Source organism: Ruegeria sp. CDSA089, from assembly GCF_059612205.1.
Window position 1 is genome coordinate 108,939 of record NZ_JBXWQD010000001.1, and the last position, 14,555, is coordinate 123,493.

Below are 14,555 nucleotides of genomic sequence, written 5' to 3' on the forward strand. Positions count from 1 at the left end.
GCCTTTGCAGTAGGGGACAGTCATGAAATTTCTCGATCTTGCAAAGGTCTACATCCGGTCCGGGGCCGGAGGTGGCGGCTGCGTCAGCTTTCGGCGCGAAAAATACATCGAATATGGCGGCCCGGATGGCGGCGATGGCGGCAAAGGCGGCTCCGTCTGGGTTGAGGTTGTGGACAGCCTGAACACGCTGATCGACTTCCGCTATCAGCAGCATTTCTTTGCCAAGAACGGCCAGCCTGGTCGCGGCCAGCAACGCACCGGCAAGGATGGTGACGACATCGTCCTGCGCGTGCCTGTCGGGACCGAAATTCTGGACGAGGACGAAGAAACCGTCATCTGCGACCTGACCGAAGTTGGGCAACGCGTGTTGCTGGCCAAGGGTGGCAATGGCGGTTTCGGCAACCTGCATTTCAAATCGGCCACCAATCAGGCCCCGCGCCGCGCCAATCCGGGGCAGGCGGGGATCGACCGAACCATTTGGCTGCGGCTGAAGCTGATCGCCGATGTGGGCCTGCTGGGGATGCCCAATGCGGGCAAATCGACCTTTCTGGCAGCAACCTCGAACGCGCGGCCCAAGATTGCCGATTACCCGTTTACCACCCTGCACCCAAATCTGGGCGTTGTGGGCGTCGATAACGTCGAATTTGTCGTCGCTGACATCCCCGGCCTGATCGAAGGCGCCCATGAAGGGCGCGGCATTGGCGACCGTTTTCTGGGCCACGTCGAGCGCTGCGCTGTGTTGCTGCATTTGGTCGATGGTACCTCGGAAACTGTGGCCAAAGATTACCGCACCATCATTCATGAGCTTGAAGCCTATGGCGGTGAGCTGGCCGATAAACCCCGCATCACCGTGCTGAACAAGGTCGACGCGCTGGATGATGAGGAACGCGAACTGGCCAAGGCCGAGTTGGAAGAGGACGTAGGCGGCCCCGTCATGACCATGTCCGGCGTCGCGCATCTGGGCGTTACGGATGTCCTGCGGGCCCTGCGAGCGCAGATCGATGACAATCGTGTCCGCCACAAACCCGCTGAGGAGGCAGAGCCTTGGCAACCCTGACGTCTGCAAAGCGTCTTGTTGTTAAAATCGGGTCTGCCTTGCTGGTGGATCGGAACACAGGGTTGTTGCGGTCAGATTGGCTGCATTCGCTGGCGCAGGACGTTGCGTGGCTCAAGGGGCAGGGGACGGATGTAATTCTGGTGTCCTCCGGGTCGATTGCGCTGGGACGTGGGGTGCTGGGCCTTCCGATGCAGACCTTGCCGCTGGAACAATCACAAGCCGCTGCAGCTGTGGGTCAAATCCGGCTGGCCCGCGCTTATGAAGAGGTTTTGGCCCCCCACAATATCACCACCGCTCAGGTGCTGGTCACGCTGGAAGACAGCGCGGATCGACGGCGCTACCTGAATTCGCGCGCCACGCTTGAGACGTTGCTGAGCTTAGGTGTCGTTCCGATTGTCAACGAAAATGACACAGTAGCCACGGATGAGATCCGTTACGGCGACAATGACAGACTGGCTGCCCAAATCGCGGTGACCGTGGGGGCGGATCAGCTGATCCTGCTGTCAGATGTCGATGGGTTCTACACGGGCAACCCGTCCGAGGATGCCTCGGCCACGCGCTATGATGTGATCGAAGACATCACGCCCGAGATTGAGGCCATGGCCGGTGATGCGGGCTCGGGTCTGTCCAAGGGTGGGATGAAAACCAAACTGCTGGCCGCCAAGATGGCGACGGCTGCGGGCTGTGATATGGCGATTACCGAAGGATCGCCCATCAACCCGCTGAAAACGCTGGAAAACGGTGCGAACTGCACGTGGTTCACGGCAACGGTTGATCCGCATGCTGCCCGCAAACGCTGGATCTCGGCCATGAAGCCACGCGGTGAGATCGTGGTGGACGCTGGCGCCGCCACAGCGCTTGGCAATGGTAAGAGCCTGCTGCCTGCAGGTATTGTCGAAGTGACCGGCGATTTTCAGCGCGGCGATCCTGTGGCCATCATCGACCCGCAGGCGCGGCGTTTGGCGCAGGGTCTCAGCCGATATACCGCGCAAGAGGCGGACGCGATAAAAGGGCGTAAATCATCCGAGATCGAGGCAACGCTGGGCTATCCTGGTCGCGCCGTGTTGATCCACCGGGACGATCTGGCGCTATAAGACAACAGGAAAGGCACCCAAGATGAAGGATTTCGACAGCATTCCCGCCCTGATGGCCGATTTGGGCGCGCGCGCCAAGGCTGCTGCTGCTGAGTTGGCCTTTGCCAGTGCAGAACGCAAACACGCTGCTCTGATCGCTGCGGCCGAAGCCGTCTGGGCCCGCCGCGCTGAGATTATCGAAGCCAACAAGAAAGACATGGAATTTGGGCGCGACAAGGGCCTGAGTCCGGCGATGATGGACCGTCTGATGCTGGACGAATCCCGAATTCAGGGGATGGTCGATGGGCTGCGCACGGTGGCCGATCAGACCGACCCGGTGGGCGAGGTTCTGACCGAGTGGGACATGCCCTCGGGGCTGCATATCCAGCGCGTGCGCACGCCTCTGGGTGTGATCGGAGTTATCTATGAAAGCCGCCCAAATGTGACAGCGGATGCAGGTGCGCTGTGCCTGAAATCGGGCAATGCGGTGATCCTGCGAGGGGGCTCGGAAAGCTTCCATTCGTCTGGCGCGATCCATGCTTGTTTGGTCGAGGGTCTAAAGGCCGCTAACCTGCCTGAAGACTCAATCCAACTGGTGCCGACGCGCGACCGAGCAGCCGTTCAGGAATTGCTCACCATGACCGACTTTGTAGACGTGATCGTGCCTCGTGGTGGCAAGGGGCTGGTCGGATTGGTTCAGCGCGAAGCCCGCGTTCCTGTCTTTGCTCATCTCGAAGGCATTGTTCATATCTATATCGACAAGGCGGCAGACCCCGCGAAAACCCTTGAGGTCGTGCTGAACGCCAAGACCCGGCGGACGGGGATATGCGGTGCCGCCGAGTGCCTGCTGATCCATCAGGACATTGCTGAAACGCTGGGGCGGGATGTCATCACCGCGCTGCTGGCCGCCGGAGTTGAGGTTCACGCCGAGGGCTCCTTGGCTCTCGACGGTGCGTTGAAAGCGACGGATGAGGATTGGGGTAAAGAATTCCTCGACAGTATCATCGCCGCTAAGCCCATAGCAGATATCGATGAGGCCATCGCGCATATCCGTCAATTCGGCTCGAACCACACCGACTGTATCATGACCGAGGACCCGCAAGCTGCGGCCCGGTTCTTTGAACGGCTGGACAGCGCGATCCTGATGCACAACGCCTCAACCCAGTTCGCCGATGGCGGCGAGTTCGGAATGGGGGCCGAGATCGGGATTGCCACAGGCAAAATGCATGCCCGTGGGCCGGTTGGGGCCGCCCAACTGACCAGTTTTCAATACCTTGTGCGGGGCAACGGGACGGTCCGCGCCTAAAACCTGATCTCGACGCGGGTTGCGGTGGTTTCTGCCGTAATCCGCCGCCGCATCGCATGCGCCGTTTCCGGCAGAAGGGCGAATTGCACCTTGGCGGGGGTGACCTTATCGGCAAACCGGCCTTTGGGCAGGTTATTCCACAGATCGTTTTCTATGTTCAGCTTGTCTGCCACACCCGTCACAGTCCATTGATCGACATCGTTGCGGATCGTCACCGCACCCCCAAAGGGCATCGCGCTTTCGCAGCACATCAGCGCCAGAAACGCCAGTTTGACCTGATTGCGCGGCACCGCCTCGGTCAGGTTCCATCTCACGCGCACACGGCCTGCGGCTTCGACATCTTTCAGCAAGGCACTGACTTCGGCGCGGCCCAGGGGTTGATCGCTGGCCGATCCAAACGCCACCCGGAAAAAGCGGATACGCGCGCCTGCGCTGCCGACGCTACCCGAAATCAGCTCCATCTCGGGGCCATGGGTGCCGCCAACCATTTCCAGCAGCTCCAGCCCGTTGGTGATCGCGCCGATCGGGCTGATCAGATCATGACAGATCCGCGAGCCGATCAGCTCGGCCAGGTTGACGTCTGTTGCGCTCATGCGTACCTCCTGCTGTATCTGCCGCCGGACCCGGAGCCCAGTCATGTCAGACCTCAATGCCATTCTTGCACCGGGCATGTTTGTCCGCCACCCCGATTTCCCCGATTGGGGCATTGGACAGGTGCAGTCCAATATCGGCGGCAAAATCACCGTGAACTTCCGCGAGCAGGGAAAGGTGGTGATTGACGGATCGCGCATCGCCCTGATGCCCGTCTTTGATCCGTGAAACTGGTTTAGGAATAGTTAACATCCAACCGGTTCAGGCGATGTTGCCATTCCCCCGACACCTGCGGTATCAGCCCTGAAACCACAGGGACTTTCTGATGTCGGGTACAGGCCCATCCTTCACCGTCAAACTCGCCGAGACCGAGGCCGAACTGCGTGCCGCGCAGCGGCTGCGCTATGACGTCTTCGTGCGCGAACTGGGCGGTGGCGGAGAGATGGTGGACCACGACGCAGGGCTAGAGCAGGACCGGTTCGACCCGTATTTCGACCATATGCTGGCCATCGACGACCAGACCGGCGAAACTGTGGGCGTTTACAGGCTGTTACCGGGCGAACGTGCAGCAGATCTGGGTCAGTTTTATTCCGAAGACGAATATGATGTCAGCGTCCTGAAAGACAGCGGTCGCAAGCTGTTGGAATTGGGGCGATCCTGCCTGCACCCGGATTATCGCGGCGGCACGGCAATGTATCATCTGTGGAACGGTCTGGCCGCCTATGTGAATGCGCGCCAGATTGAAGTTCTGTTCGGCGTCGCCAGCTTTCATGGCACCGATGTTCAGGCGCTGGGGCAGCCTCTGTCGATGTTGCATCACAACCACCTCGCGCCGCCAGACCTGAGGGTCCGGGCGCAACCCGATGTGTTTCAGTCGATGGATTTGGTGGGCGTGGATGCGCTGGACCGCCGCGCTGCCATGGTTCAGGTTCCGGCGCTGATCAAGGCCTATCTTCGGCTGGGCGGGTTTGTGGGCGAGGGCGCTTTCATCGACCATGCCTTCAACACAACGGACGTGTGCCTGATCCTGGACACAGCGCGCATGAACGAGCGCCAACGGCGCATCTATAGCGGAGCGTAACCCTTGAGCGACGCATCTTGGCACAGCGAAGACGCGCCTGATCCCATTGAACTGGGCCTGGTCGGCTGGATTCTGGTCGTTTTGCGAGGTCTGCCTCTGGCGGTTTTAGTCTTCGGCGGGCTGATCGTCCTGCTGACCCTCCGCTTGATCGAGAGACCGATTTACGGCGTCCGCCGCCCAATCACGCCCTTCATCACACAGTTTGTCTGTCGCAACGCTTTTCGCATTCTAGGAATGGGATTCCGCAGTTCCGGAGAGTTGATGACCCAACGTGGAGCAGTGGTGGCCAATCACTCCTCGTGGTTGGATATTTTCGCGCTAAACGCCCGCAAAAGGGTCTATTTCGTCTCAAAAGCCGAAGTGGCGAAATGGCCCGGTATCGGCTGGCTTGCCCGGGCCACGGGTACGGTCTTCATCGAACGCAACCGAAAAAAGGCGCGCGAGCAAACCTTGTTGTTTCAGGAACGCTTGTCTGCAGGTCATAAGTTGGTGTTCTTCCCGGAAGGCACCTCGACCGATGGAATCAGGGTTTTGCCCTTTAAAACAACACTCTTTGCTGCATTCTTTACCGATGAACTGCGCGAATTCATGTATGTGCAGCCGGTTTCCGTTATTTACCATGCACCTGCCGGACAACCCAACAGGTTCTATGGGTGGTGGGGAGATATGGATTTCGGTCCGCATTTGCTGAAAACGCTGGGCGCCCGTCGGCAAGGCTGGGTCGAGTTGATCTACCACACACCCGCCAAGGTCAGCGATTTTGAAAACCGCAAAGCGTTGGCTGCTCATTGCGAGGAAGCCGTCCGTCATGCCCATAGCTTGGCGCGGCTTGAAAAATAGGGGCGAAAGCCTCTTGCGTTGCACCAAAACCTGCCGTATACGCGCGCCATTCAAACCCGCAGGCGGGGTTTGGGTCTTTTGCAGGGAGACATCCTCATCAGGCCCGCCGGTTGGAGCACCCGCTTCTTTCACCCCCGCCAAGGCGTAAACCGGAAAAGGAAAATAGCATGGCTCTTCCCGAGTTCACCATGCGTCAGCTGCTGGAAGCTGGCGTTCACTTTGGTCACCAGACACAGCGTTGGAATCCCCGCATGGGCCCGTTCATCTACGGCTCGCGCAATGGCATCCATATCATGGACCTGACCCAGACAGTTCCGATGCTGGATCAAGCTCTGCAGGCCGTTCGTGACACCGTTGCAAAAGGTGGCCGCGTTCTGTTCGTTGGTACCAAGCGTCAGGCCGCTGGCCCGATCGCCGAAGCAGCTGAAAAGTCAGCTCAGTACTACATGAACCACCGCTGGCTGGGCGGTACGCTGACCAACTGGAAAACCGTTTCTCAGTCGATCAACCGTCTGAACCAGATCGACGAAGCAATGGAAGCCGGCGCAGAAGGCCTGACCAAGAAAGAGCGTCTGGGCATGGAGCGTGACCAGCAGAAGCTGCAGGCTTCGCTGGGCGGTATCCGCGAGATGGGCGGCGTTCCTGATCTGCTGTTCGTCATCGACGTCAAAAAAGAAGCACTGGCCATCGCCGAAGCCAACAAGTTGGGTATCCCGGTTGTGGCTGTTGTCGACACCAACTGCTCACCCGACGGTGTTGACTACATCATCCCCGGCAACGACGACGCAGCCCGCGCCATCGGTCTGTATTGTGACCTAGCCGCTCGCGCCGCTCTGGACGGCATGACCGCTCAGATGGGTGCTGCTGGCGTAGACCTGGGTGCATTCGAAGAAGCACCGGTTGAAGAAGTCGTTGCAGAAGAAGCCGCTGAAGCTCCGGCTGAAGCGTAAGCTGCCCGTCACGTAATTGACACATGGGGCAGGGTATGACCTGCCCCAATTCCGTTTGAATTGAGGAGAGCCAAAAGATGGCAATCACAGCAGCAATGGTTAAAGAACTGCGCGACAGCACAGGCGCAGGCATGATGGACGCGAAAAAAGCCCTGACCGAAACCGGCGGCAACATGGACGAGGCCGTTGACTGGCTGCGCACCAAAGGCCTGGCGAAAGCGGCCAAGAAATCGGGCCGTACCGCAGCAGAAGGTCTGGTTGCTGTACACGTCAACGGTGGCAACGGTGTTGCTGTCGAAGTGAACTCGGAAACCGACTTCGTTGCGAAGAACGCTGAGTTCCAGGAAATGGTCGGCAAGATTGCGTTTGCAGCCGAAGGTGTTGCAGACGTTGACGCTCTGCTGGCGGCTGACTTGGGTGGCAAATCCGTTGCCGACACTCTGACCGACAAGATCGCCACCATTGGTGAGAACATGTCGGTACGCCGTATGGCGAAACTGTCGGGCGACACAGTTGTGTCTTATGTCCACAACGCAGCCACCAACGGCATGGGCAAAATCGGCGTTCTGGTTGCTCTGACCGGTGGTGACGAAGCGATCGGCAAGCAGGTTGCGATGCACATCGCAGCTGTGAACCCGGCAGCTCTGTCCGAGGCCGACATGGACCCGGCGGTCGTCGAGAAGGAAAAGCAGGTTCAGATGGACATCGCCCGCGAATCCGGCAAACCGGAGCAGGTGATCGAGAAGATGATCGAAGGCCGTATGAAGAAATTCGTGGCTGAATCGACTCTGCTGAACCAGTCGTTCGTTGTGAACCCTGACCTGACGGTTGAAGCAGCCGCCAAAGAAGCAGGCGCAACCATCACCGGCTTTATCCGTCTGGAAGTTGGCGAAGGCATCGTGGTGGAAAAAGAAGACTTCGCCGCCGAAGTTGCAAAAGCAGCCCAGGGTTAAGCGATTTTCCGGACCTCTTGGGGTCCGGGACACTTTAAGAACCGGTCGCGCAAGGCGTGGCCGGTTTTTTCTTGCGCGCACAAAAAAAGACGCCGAAGCGCCTGGCATTGAAGGATAGGGTTGGGGGGCCCCGCATGATGGGGATGGTCGAGGCCCCCCGGATTTCCGACATAGGTACGTGGACGAATAGACGCCCCTGTGTCAGAGCGGCCGGAGAGCCCTGAAATCACAAAGATCCGACCAAATGTTCCCAGGCTAAAGCCACCACTCACGGAACGCTCTCATTTTGCAACTACGGGTCAGAATCGAAAAGTAATGTTTTCCTTACCCTAGGTAAATTGACGCAAGTGAGCGTCAAAAAATTGGGGTTTAGGCCTCCATCACGAACATCTGATTTTGAAAAGATGCCTTCAGAACCGCCTGGGCTGTGGTTTCGACCGCCAGCGACTCACGCGCCAGACGCAAATGTTTCTCAACAGTGGCTGCTGTCAGTCCCATCAGCAACGCGATATCCTGCGTGGTTTTTCCATCTCCGACCCACTCCAGCGCCTCTCTTTGGCGCTTTGTCAGAGCTCTGTTTGGAGCGTTGTAAGGCAGGGTCAGGATCTTGAGATGCGCCATATTGTTCATCAGCAAAATATCTTCGCCGTGCTCTGCCCAGATTGCATCCACATCTTCCTGAGACCGTGCGCCACAGGCAGATAGAGAAATCGCACCTTTCGACCGCGCCGACACTGACGTAAAGCTAACCGTATACCCGGCAACAACACCCTTCGAGCGGTTGAACTCAAGCACTTCCAACTCCTGCGCAGTCAAAGCGCCGGACATCATCATATCCTGCGTCATCTGCCAACTGGCCGCACCTTCATTTTCCAGCGCCCATTTCAGCATCGGCGCATGAAAATACAGCCCACTGCGCAGGAACCCATCCAGATAGGGTTTGGTATGGTTGGTGAGAATGACAAAATCTTCCGGGTCGCCCAACGAGGTCGGGGTCTTGTAGCGCGTATACCCGTACAACAGCCGGTCGAAGCCGTATTCAGCCATTTGGCGGCAGTGGGCATCCCACAATTCCTCAAGCGTTTTGGTGTAGCTCAGGAAATAAAGATACTCACTCAGCCTCATTAAGCGCCCTCACGGTCAAGGAACCCAGCCAGCGCGTCCAACGCCAGGATGTAGCTTTGCGCACCAAAGCCACAAATCTGGCCGACGACGACTTTCGAGATATACGAGGTATGGCGAAAGCTCTCGCGTGCATGGATGTTTGACAGATGCACCTCGATGGTGGGAAGCTCGACCGAGGCGATAGCGTCCATCAGCGCAATAGACGTATGGGTATAGGCACCGGCGTTCAGGATGATGCCGTCCTGCGTCCCTTTGGCTGCGTGGATCGCGTCAAGCAAGGCACCTTCATGGTTCGACTGCATGTGCGCGACTTCGAAACCGATTGTTTCTCCGTGCGTTACGCACATTTCCTCAACCATTTTCAGGGTTGTTTTACCATATACCTCTGGCTGACGCGTGCCCAGCAGATTCAGGTTCGGGCCGTTTAAAATCAGAGCTTTACGCATTTTTTTCACTGTTCCCGTTTTTTTGGTTCTTAAACGCCAATGGGTCCCCTTGTCCACCGCCAGCGCTGCGTCACTTTCCTGGTTGCCCGAACGCAGTGCTGCAACGCAACACCGGCCCGCTCTTATTGTAGGGTTGTCAGAGCATCGTCACGACAATTTTGCCCAAGGCACCGCGCCCGGATAGTAAGGACAAAGCCTCAGCGGCTTTTTCCAGTGGAAACGTCGCGCTGATTTGCGGCTTGATCCTGGCAGCGTCGTAGAACTGGAACAGTTCCTGCACATTCTCCGCGTGTCCTGCAGGGTCTCTAAAGACCGAAGCGCCCCAAAACACTCCGACAATCTGACAGCCTTTCAACAGTGGCAGGTTCAGCGGAATTTTGGGAATCCCAGCCGGGAATCCCACCACCAGAAAACGACCACCCCACGCCATCGCACGCAATGCGGGTTCCGCATAGTCTCCGCCGACCGCGTCATAGACAACATCGACACCAACTGGCCCAGCCAACGCCTTGATATCGGATGAAAAAGCCTTTTGAGCGTCCCGATCCATTTCGGTCGCGTAAACGATTGTATCATCCGCCCCAACTTGTCGACAGAACGCGGCTTTTTCTTCCGATGACACGGCGGCGATGACACGCGCGCCCATTGCCTTGCCCAATTCGATGGCAGCGGTTCCTACTCCACCCGCAGCCCCCAGAATCAACAGGGTTTCGCCAGCCTTCAGCGCCGCGCGATCCTTCAGAGCGTGATAAGAGGTGCCGTAAGTAAAGATGAAACACGCGGCATCCTCAAAGGGCATGGAATCCGGGAACTTCACCGCAGTCGAAGCTTGAATCGTCAGATGTGTTGCGAAGCCGCCATGGCCGGTCAGCGCCAACACACGGTCGCCGACTTCGAACCCAGCGGCACCTTCACCTACCGCCAGCACCTGACCCGCAATCTCGCCACCCGGAGCATAAGGGCGCGGCGGTTTGATCTGGTAGAGGTCCCGGATCATCAGCGTATCAGGAAAATTCACCCCGGCGGCTTTGACGCCCACCAACAACTCGCCCTTGCCCGGCTGCGGATCGGGCAGGGTGGTCAGTTCCAAAGTTTCTGGTCCACCCGGAGCGACGCTGAGTAAAGCTTGCATGTTGACCCCGTTATCCCTGTTATTCCTACAGGAGGAAGTTTGGCGCAGCCCGATACGTTGTCAAGGATATGACGTTGCAGCGGTACGCGTATGCAGACACCATACCAGCGCCAAATGAACAAACACGAGGAGCACCCGATGACACCCGAATCCCTATTCTCGGTAGAGGGAAAGACAGCCCTGGTAACTGGCGGTGCCACGGGAATTGGCCGCATGGCCGCCGAAGCCCTGGTGCGAGCCGGTGCAAGGGTTCTCATCGCCTCGCGCAAGCAGGACGCGTGCGAGACCGTAGCAGCCGAACTCAATGCGCTGGACGCGCCCGGCAGCGCAGAGGGGTTTGCCGGTGACGTTGGTAGCAAAGAGGGTGTGGATGCGCTGGTGGACGAGGTTCACAACCGCACGGACAAGCTTGATATCCTTATGAATAACGCAGGCGTGTCTTGGGGTGCGCCAATGGGACAGTTCCCTTATGAGGCCTGGGATAAGGTCATGTCGGTGAATGTAACAGGTATATTCGAATTGACCCAGAAACTGTTGCCAACGCTTATGAAATCAGGTTCGGCCGATGATCCGGCCCGTGTTGTCAATGTGGGATCGGTCATGGGTGAGGTACCGATGGGCGACGGCGCCTACAGCTATTCAGCCTCTAAAGCAGCGGTTTTGCACCTGACCAAGATCATGGCCAAGGAATTCTCGCCCTACCACATCACAGTCAACGCCTTGGCACCGGGGCCGTTTGTGTCGCGTATGACCGCCTTTGCCACTGCCGATGAAACCACCCGCGACAAAGTCGGAAAGTCAGTTCCGCTGGGTCGGGTCGGCGCGGATGAGGATATTGCGGGCTGCATGCTGTTTCTGTGCGGTCGCGGCGGCAGCTATGTCACGGGAGCCGTCATCCCGGTTTCGGGTGGGATTAATGTGGTGACCGCGGGAAATATCTTCGCAGAGGCCCTGTGAGCGGTAAGGAGACTGATATGTCCACGGACACGCAATTGGACCTGAAGGCCGTTGATGCCTATCTCAGCGCGCATCTCGACGGCTATCGAGGCCCGTTGGAGGCCACTAAATTCGCCGTCGGTCAGTCCAACCCAACATATGAATTGAAGACACCGACGCAAGTCTATGTTTTGCGGCGTAAACCTCCTGGCATACTCCTAAAATCCGCTCATGCCGTGGACCGGGAATTTCGGGTTCAAAAAGCCCTGTCGAACAGTCGAGTGCCGGTGCCCGAAATGTTCCTTTTGTGCGAGGACGACACCGTCATTGGATCGGCCTTTTACGTAATGGAGCGCCTGGACGGTCGTAACTTCCTTGAGCCGACTATGACAGGCGAAACCAAGGAAACGCGCGCCGGTGTTTTTGAAGAGATGAACCGCGTATTGGCCGAGCTCCACATGGTCGATATCCAGGACGTGGGCCTCTCCGACTTTGGACCGCCGGGAAATTATTTCGAACGGCAGATCTCACGCTGGACCAAGCAATACCGCGCGTCCGAGACCAAAACCATTGCTCACATGGACCAACTGATTTCTTTACTCGACGCGTCAATGCCTGCTGATGACGGCCAGAGAACGCTGGTTCATGGGGACTATCGCATCGACAACATGCTATTCGAAAAGAACGGCACCCGATGTATTGGCGTTCTGGACTGGGAACTTTCTACGATCGGCCACCCCTATGCCGATCTGGCGGCGGTGATCATGCAGTGGCAAATGCCACCGGGAAAAGAGGGGCGGGGGCTGGCAGGCATCGACCGATCCAGCCTCGGCCTACCGTCGGACAACGAGTTCATTGCAGCCTATTGCAAGCGCCGTGGACTGCCGGGCATCGACAACTTCGGATTCTACCTTGCTTTCAATTTTTTCCGCATGGCTGGTATCCTGCAAGGTGTCTACAAACGCGCCTTGGACGGTAATGCCTCGGACCCGGAAAGGGCTAGAAAATTAGGTGGTTATGTTCCGATGTTTGCCCAGTATGGCTTGCAAGCGCTTGAGGGCGCAAACTCACACACTACGTGACAATTCTAGTTCCAGATTGGGCAAGCTGTTTTTGCCAAAAAACATCTCGGAGCTTGCAAAAAATGTAGGAACACCAAAAACACCGCGCTTGGCCGCATTTTTGGACTGATCCTTTAGTTGCTGCTTAATGTCCGGCTCCGTCATCGCTTCGCGCAGTTTTCGGACAGGCAGTTCGTTGTCTTGCAGAATATCCATCAGCACCGTAATCTCATCTGCTTTTTGACCATGCACCCAGATAGCATCAAAGATCGCGTCTATGTATTTGGCTTCCCATTGTTTTCCAGAGGCAAAGACCGCTCCGCGCATGGCGAATTTGGTGTTGATCGGAAAATGGGGGCTCATATGAAAACTTACGCCGCGCCGACGGGCATAGCGATGGAGATCATGGGTCAGATAAGCAGTTTTCTGACGGTTTTCCGAGAATGCCTGAAACGGGCTTTGGTTGTTGGTCGCTTTGAAAATTGTCGACAGAAGAACTGGCACATAGTTGATCTGCACGCCATGATCCGCCACCAGCTTTGGCATCACCTTATGAGCCAGAAATGCGTTCGGGCTGCAAAAATCATATATAAAATCCAGAGTTTGTGACATGATTTTGATCCTTCCATCCCGACTCGTCGATTCTTTAACCCGTTGAGTGTAACAGCCATATGGAAATAGCTGCATCCCCATTGCGTTAGGTGACCACGCCCGGCAAAATCCGGGGAATTGATAGGCTATGTCAGGACGTCCACATGTGCAGTCAGACCACGCTCGACCCTTCCCGCCTCGGGCGCATTCCGATGTGGATGCAACGCTATGTGGATGAGCGGAAGTATGCAGGAAGTTCCGTCCTGATCCACCATCAGGGTCAAGAGGCGTTCTTCCACGCCTGCGGGCTTCGGAATATGGAGCAGAGCTTGCCTTTCCAACGCGACTCAATTGCCCGAATTTATTCAATGACCAAGCCAGTGACGTCTGTGGCATTGATGATGCTTGCCGAACGCGGAAACTTTCACCTCGACGCGCAGGTATCTGACTTTATTCCAGTGTTTTCGAATATGCATGCCCTTGTGCCGGGCGCAAGCCGGATGGACCAAACCGAACCCTCGACAACCCCGACCTTGCATCAATTGCTTACCCATACAAGTGGTTTGAGCTATCCGTTTAACCCCGGGCTGCTGCCGAGTGCGATGGAAGATCAATCCATCGTCTTTGGCCCGCGTGAGGGTCTTTTGGCGAACCGGGTGACTGCGCTCGCTGACCTGCCGCTGGCATTCCACCCCGGCAGTCGTTGGGAATATTCGGTGGGCATCGACGTGATCGGCCGGGTCGTGGAAATCGTGTCTGGCAAAACGCTGGATCAGTTCTTTCAGGAAGAGATTTTTGACCCGCTGGGTATGTACGAGACCGGATTTACTGTTCCCAAAGATGCCGGGGACCGTTTTGCATCGCTCTACACGCCCTTAGCTGGCAATGCGATGGATCTGAATTCGGCTGAGACCGGTGGTGACAGCCTACGTTTGACAGATAGCTACGAAGATTCTGCCTTTCTCGACACCACCATGTGCTCTGGGGGGGGCGGTCTGGTCGGCACAATCGACGATTACGCCAAATTCGTCCAGATGCTGCGCAACAAAGGGCAGGGGAATGGCCAACGCTTGCTCAGCAGCAGGACCGTAGATTTCATGATGCGCAATCACTTAGAGGGCGACATTGCCTCGATGGGTCCAAGTAGTTTTGCGGAACAACCGATGGAAGGTACCGGCTTTGGCCTTGGCGGTTCGGTGGTGATTGATCCGGGCCGAACAGCCACACCGGGCTCTTTGGGAGATTTCAGTTGGGGCGGCATGGCCTCGACCTTTTTCTGGATCGACCGCAGCAATGACGTGACTGTCGTCTTCTTTACGCAGCTTTCGCCGTCTAGTTCCCATCCGTCACGGTCGGAACTCAAGGGGCTTGTCCTTGGGGCAATGATTGAATGACCTTCAGCAGCCTGTTACG

Annotated in this window: 16 protein-coding genes; 11 read left to right on the forward strand and 5 right to left on the reverse strand. The window is 57.3% G+C overall.

Annotated elements, in window-relative coordinates; translation table 11 throughout:
• Positions 1-22: 22 nt before the first annotated feature.
• From obgE to AC2FJ6_RS00590, 3 genes are read left to right on the forward strand one after another with little or no spacing between them, the layout of a single operon-like run.
• A complete protein-coding gene (gene obgE, locus AC2FJ6_RS00580; protein ID WP_496668108.1) occupies positions 23-1,057 on the forward strand; it encodes a GTPase ObgE in 1,035 nt (344 codons plus the stop codon).
• The gene (proB, locus tag AC2FJ6_RS00585; RefSeq protein WP_170769737.1) at positions 1,045-2,151 is read left to right on the forward strand and encodes a glutamate 5-kinase; all 1,107 of its coding nucleotides are present in this window, start codon (positions 1,045-1,047) and stop codon (positions 2,149-2,151) included. Before obgE ends, proB begins: the two co-directional genes overlap by 13 nt.
• Before the next feature lie 22 nt (positions 2,152-2,173).
• Positions 2,174-3,436, forward strand: a complete 1,263-nt coding sequence (locus AC2FJ6_RS00590) for a glutamate-5-semialdehyde dehydrogenase (RefSeq protein ID WP_170769738.1) — start codon at positions 2,174-2,176, stop codon at positions 3,434-3,436.
• On the opposite strand, the gene AC2FJ6_RS00595 is transcribed toward AC2FJ6_RS00590, so the two are convergent.
• Positions 3,433-4,029, reverse strand: a complete 597-nt coding sequence (locus AC2FJ6_RS00595; protein ID WP_170769739.1) for a histidine phosphotransferase family protein — start codon at positions 4,027-4,029, stop codon at positions 3,433-3,435. The genes AC2FJ6_RS00590 and AC2FJ6_RS00595 overlap by 4 nt on opposite strands.
• A 43-nt stretch (positions 4,030-4,072) precedes the next feature.
• Between AC2FJ6_RS00595 and AC2FJ6_RS00600 the strand changes: the two genes are divergently transcribed.
• The 5 genes from AC2FJ6_RS00600 to tsf all read left to right on the forward strand — a co-directional run bounded on the left by AC2FJ6_RS00600 (position 4,073) and on the right by tsf (position 7,851).
• Positions 4,073-4,255, forward strand: coding sequence for a DUF3553 domain-containing protein (locus AC2FJ6_RS00600; protein ID WP_170769740.1), 183 nt, complete (start codon positions 4,073-4,075; stop codon positions 4,253-4,255).
• A 97-nt stretch (positions 4,256-4,352) separates the two neighbouring features.
• Positions 4,353-5,108 (forward strand): L-ornithine N(alpha)-acyltransferase, encoded by a 756-nt coding sequence (gene olsB, locus AC2FJ6_RS00605; protein WP_496668110.1) that lies wholly within the window; start codon positions 4,353-4,355, stop codon positions 5,106-5,108.
• A 3-nt stretch (positions 5,109-5,111) separates the two neighbouring features.
• Positions 5,112-5,948 carry a lyso-ornithine lipid O-acyltransferase gene (gene olsA / locus AC2FJ6_RS00610; RefSeq protein WP_170769742.1) on the forward strand — a complete coding sequence of 279 codons (837 nt, stop codon included), beginning with the start codon at positions 5,112-5,114 and terminating at the stop codon, positions 5,946-5,948.
• A 167-nt stretch (positions 5,949-6,115) separates the two neighbouring features.
• The gene (gene rpsB, locus AC2FJ6_RS00615) at positions 6,116-6,898 is read left to right on the forward strand and encodes a 30S ribosomal protein S2 (RefSeq protein ID WP_170769743.1); all 783 of its coding nucleotides are present in this window, start codon (positions 6,116-6,118) and stop codon (positions 6,896-6,898) included.
• 77 nt (positions 6,899-6,975) lie between these two features.
• The gene (tsf, locus tag AC2FJ6_RS00620) at positions 6,976-7,851 is read left to right on the forward strand and encodes a translation elongation factor Ts (protein ID WP_170354186.1); all 876 of its coding nucleotides are present in this window, start codon (positions 6,976-6,978) and stop codon (positions 7,849-7,851) included.
• Between the two features lie 369 nt (positions 7,852-8,220).
• Here tsf and AC2FJ6_RS00625 read toward each other — a convergent pair whose 3' ends face one another.
• From AC2FJ6_RS00625 to AC2FJ6_RS00635, 3 genes are all read right to left on the reverse strand, one after another.
• Positions 8,221-8,976, reverse strand: a complete 756-nt coding sequence (locus tag AC2FJ6_RS00625) for a helix-turn-helix transcriptional regulator (RefSeq protein ID WP_170769744.1) — start codon at positions 8,974-8,976, stop codon at positions 8,221-8,223.
• Positions 8,976-9,422: a type II 3-dehydroquinate dehydratase gene (gene aroQ, locus AC2FJ6_RS00630; protein WP_170769745.1), complete on the reverse strand. Its 447-nt coding sequence runs from the start codon at positions 9,420-9,422 to the stop codon at positions 8,976-8,978. The genes AC2FJ6_RS00625 and aroQ overlap by 1 nt, the downstream gene beginning before the upstream one ends.
• Before the next feature lie 136 nt (positions 9,423-9,558).
• Complete coding sequence (locus tag AC2FJ6_RS00635; protein WP_170769746.1) at positions 9,559-10,554, reverse strand: NADPH:quinone oxidoreductase family protein; 996 nt, start codon at positions 10,552-10,554, stop codon at positions 9,559-9,561.
• A 138-nt stretch (positions 10,555-10,692) separates the two neighbouring features.
• On the opposite strand from AC2FJ6_RS00635, the gene AC2FJ6_RS00640 reads away from it, so the two are divergent.
• Both AC2FJ6_RS00640 and AC2FJ6_RS00645 read left to right on the forward strand, forming a co-directional pair.
• Positions 10,693-11,511, forward strand: coding sequence for an SDR family oxidoreductase (locus tag AC2FJ6_RS00640; protein ID WP_170769747.1), 819 nt, complete (start codon positions 10,693-10,695; stop codon positions 11,509-11,511).
• 17 nt (positions 11,512-11,528) lie between these two features.
• Entirely contained in the window at positions 11,529-12,572 is a 1,044-nt protein-coding gene (locus AC2FJ6_RS00645) for a phosphotransferase family protein (RefSeq protein WP_170769748.1), read from the forward strand.
• Here the strand turns inward: AC2FJ6_RS00645 and AC2FJ6_RS00650 are convergent.
• Positions 12,558-13,163 (reverse strand): 2-hydroxychromene-2-carboxylate isomerase, encoded by a 606-nt coding sequence (locus AC2FJ6_RS00650; protein ID WP_170769749.1) that lies wholly within the window; start codon positions 13,161-13,163, stop codon positions 12,558-12,560. The genes AC2FJ6_RS00645 and AC2FJ6_RS00650 overlap by 15 nt on opposite strands.
• Before the next feature lie 143 nt (positions 13,164-13,306).
• Here AC2FJ6_RS00650 and AC2FJ6_RS00655 point away from each other — a divergent pair, with 143 nt between their 5' ends.
• Positions 13,307-14,536, forward strand: coding sequence for a serine hydrolase domain-containing protein (locus tag AC2FJ6_RS00655; protein ID WP_170769750.1), 1,230 nt, complete (start codon positions 13,307-13,309; stop codon positions 14,534-14,536).
• Positions 14,537-14,555: the final 19 nt, after the last annotated feature.

Coding starts and splice junctions, on each gene's coding strand:
- olsB (WP_496668110.1), top strand. CDS start 4,353: ATGTCGGGTACAGGCCCATCCTTCACCGTCAAACTCGCCGAGACCGAG.
- AC2FJ6_RS00595 (WP_170769739.1), bottom strand. CDS start 4,029: ATGAGCGCAACAGACGTCAACCTGGCCGAGCTGATCGGCTCGCGGATC.
- obgE (WP_496668108.1), top strand. CDS start 23: ATGAAATTTCTCGATCTTGCAAAGGTCTACATCCGGTCCGGGGCCGGA.
- AC2FJ6_RS00600 (WP_170769740.1), top strand. CDS start 4,073: ATGTCAGACCTCAATGCCATTCTTGCACCGGGCATGTTTGTCCGCCAC.
- AC2FJ6_RS00655 (WP_170769750.1), top strand. CDS start 13,307: ATGTGCAGTCAGACCACGCTCGACCCTTCCCGCCTCGGGCGCATTCCG.
- AC2FJ6_RS00640 (WP_170769747.1), top strand. CDS start 10,693: ATGACACCCGAATCCCTATTCTCGGTAGAGGGAAAGACAGCCCTGGTA.
- AC2FJ6_RS00590 (WP_170769738.1), top strand. CDS start 2,174: ATGAAGGATTTCGACAGCATTCCCGCCCTGATGGCCGATTTGGGCGCG.
- tsf (WP_170354186.1), top strand. CDS start 6,976: ATGGCAATCACAGCAGCAATGGTTAAAGAACTGCGCGACAGCACAGGC.
- AC2FJ6_RS00625 (WP_170769744.1), bottom strand. CDS start 8,976: ATGAGGCTGAGTGAGTATCTTTATTTCCTGAGCTACACCAAAACGCTT.
- AC2FJ6_RS00645 (WP_170769748.1), top strand. CDS start 11,529: ATGTCCACGGACACGCAATTGGACCTGAAGGCCGTTGATGCCTATCTC.
- AC2FJ6_RS00650 (WP_170769749.1), bottom strand. CDS start 13,163: ATGTCACAAACTCTGGATTTTATATATGATTTTTGCAGCCCGAACGCA.
- rpsB (WP_170769743.1), top strand. CDS start 6,116: ATGGCTCTTCCCGAGTTCACCATGCGTCAGCTGCTGGAAGCTGGCGTT.
- AC2FJ6_RS00635 (WP_170769746.1), bottom strand. CDS start 10,554: ATGCAAGCTTTACTCAGCGTCGCTCCGGGTGGACCAGAAACTTTGGAA.
- aroQ (WP_170769745.1), bottom strand. CDS start 9,422: ATGCGTAAAGCTCTGATTTTAAACGGCCCGAACCTGAATCTGCTGGGC.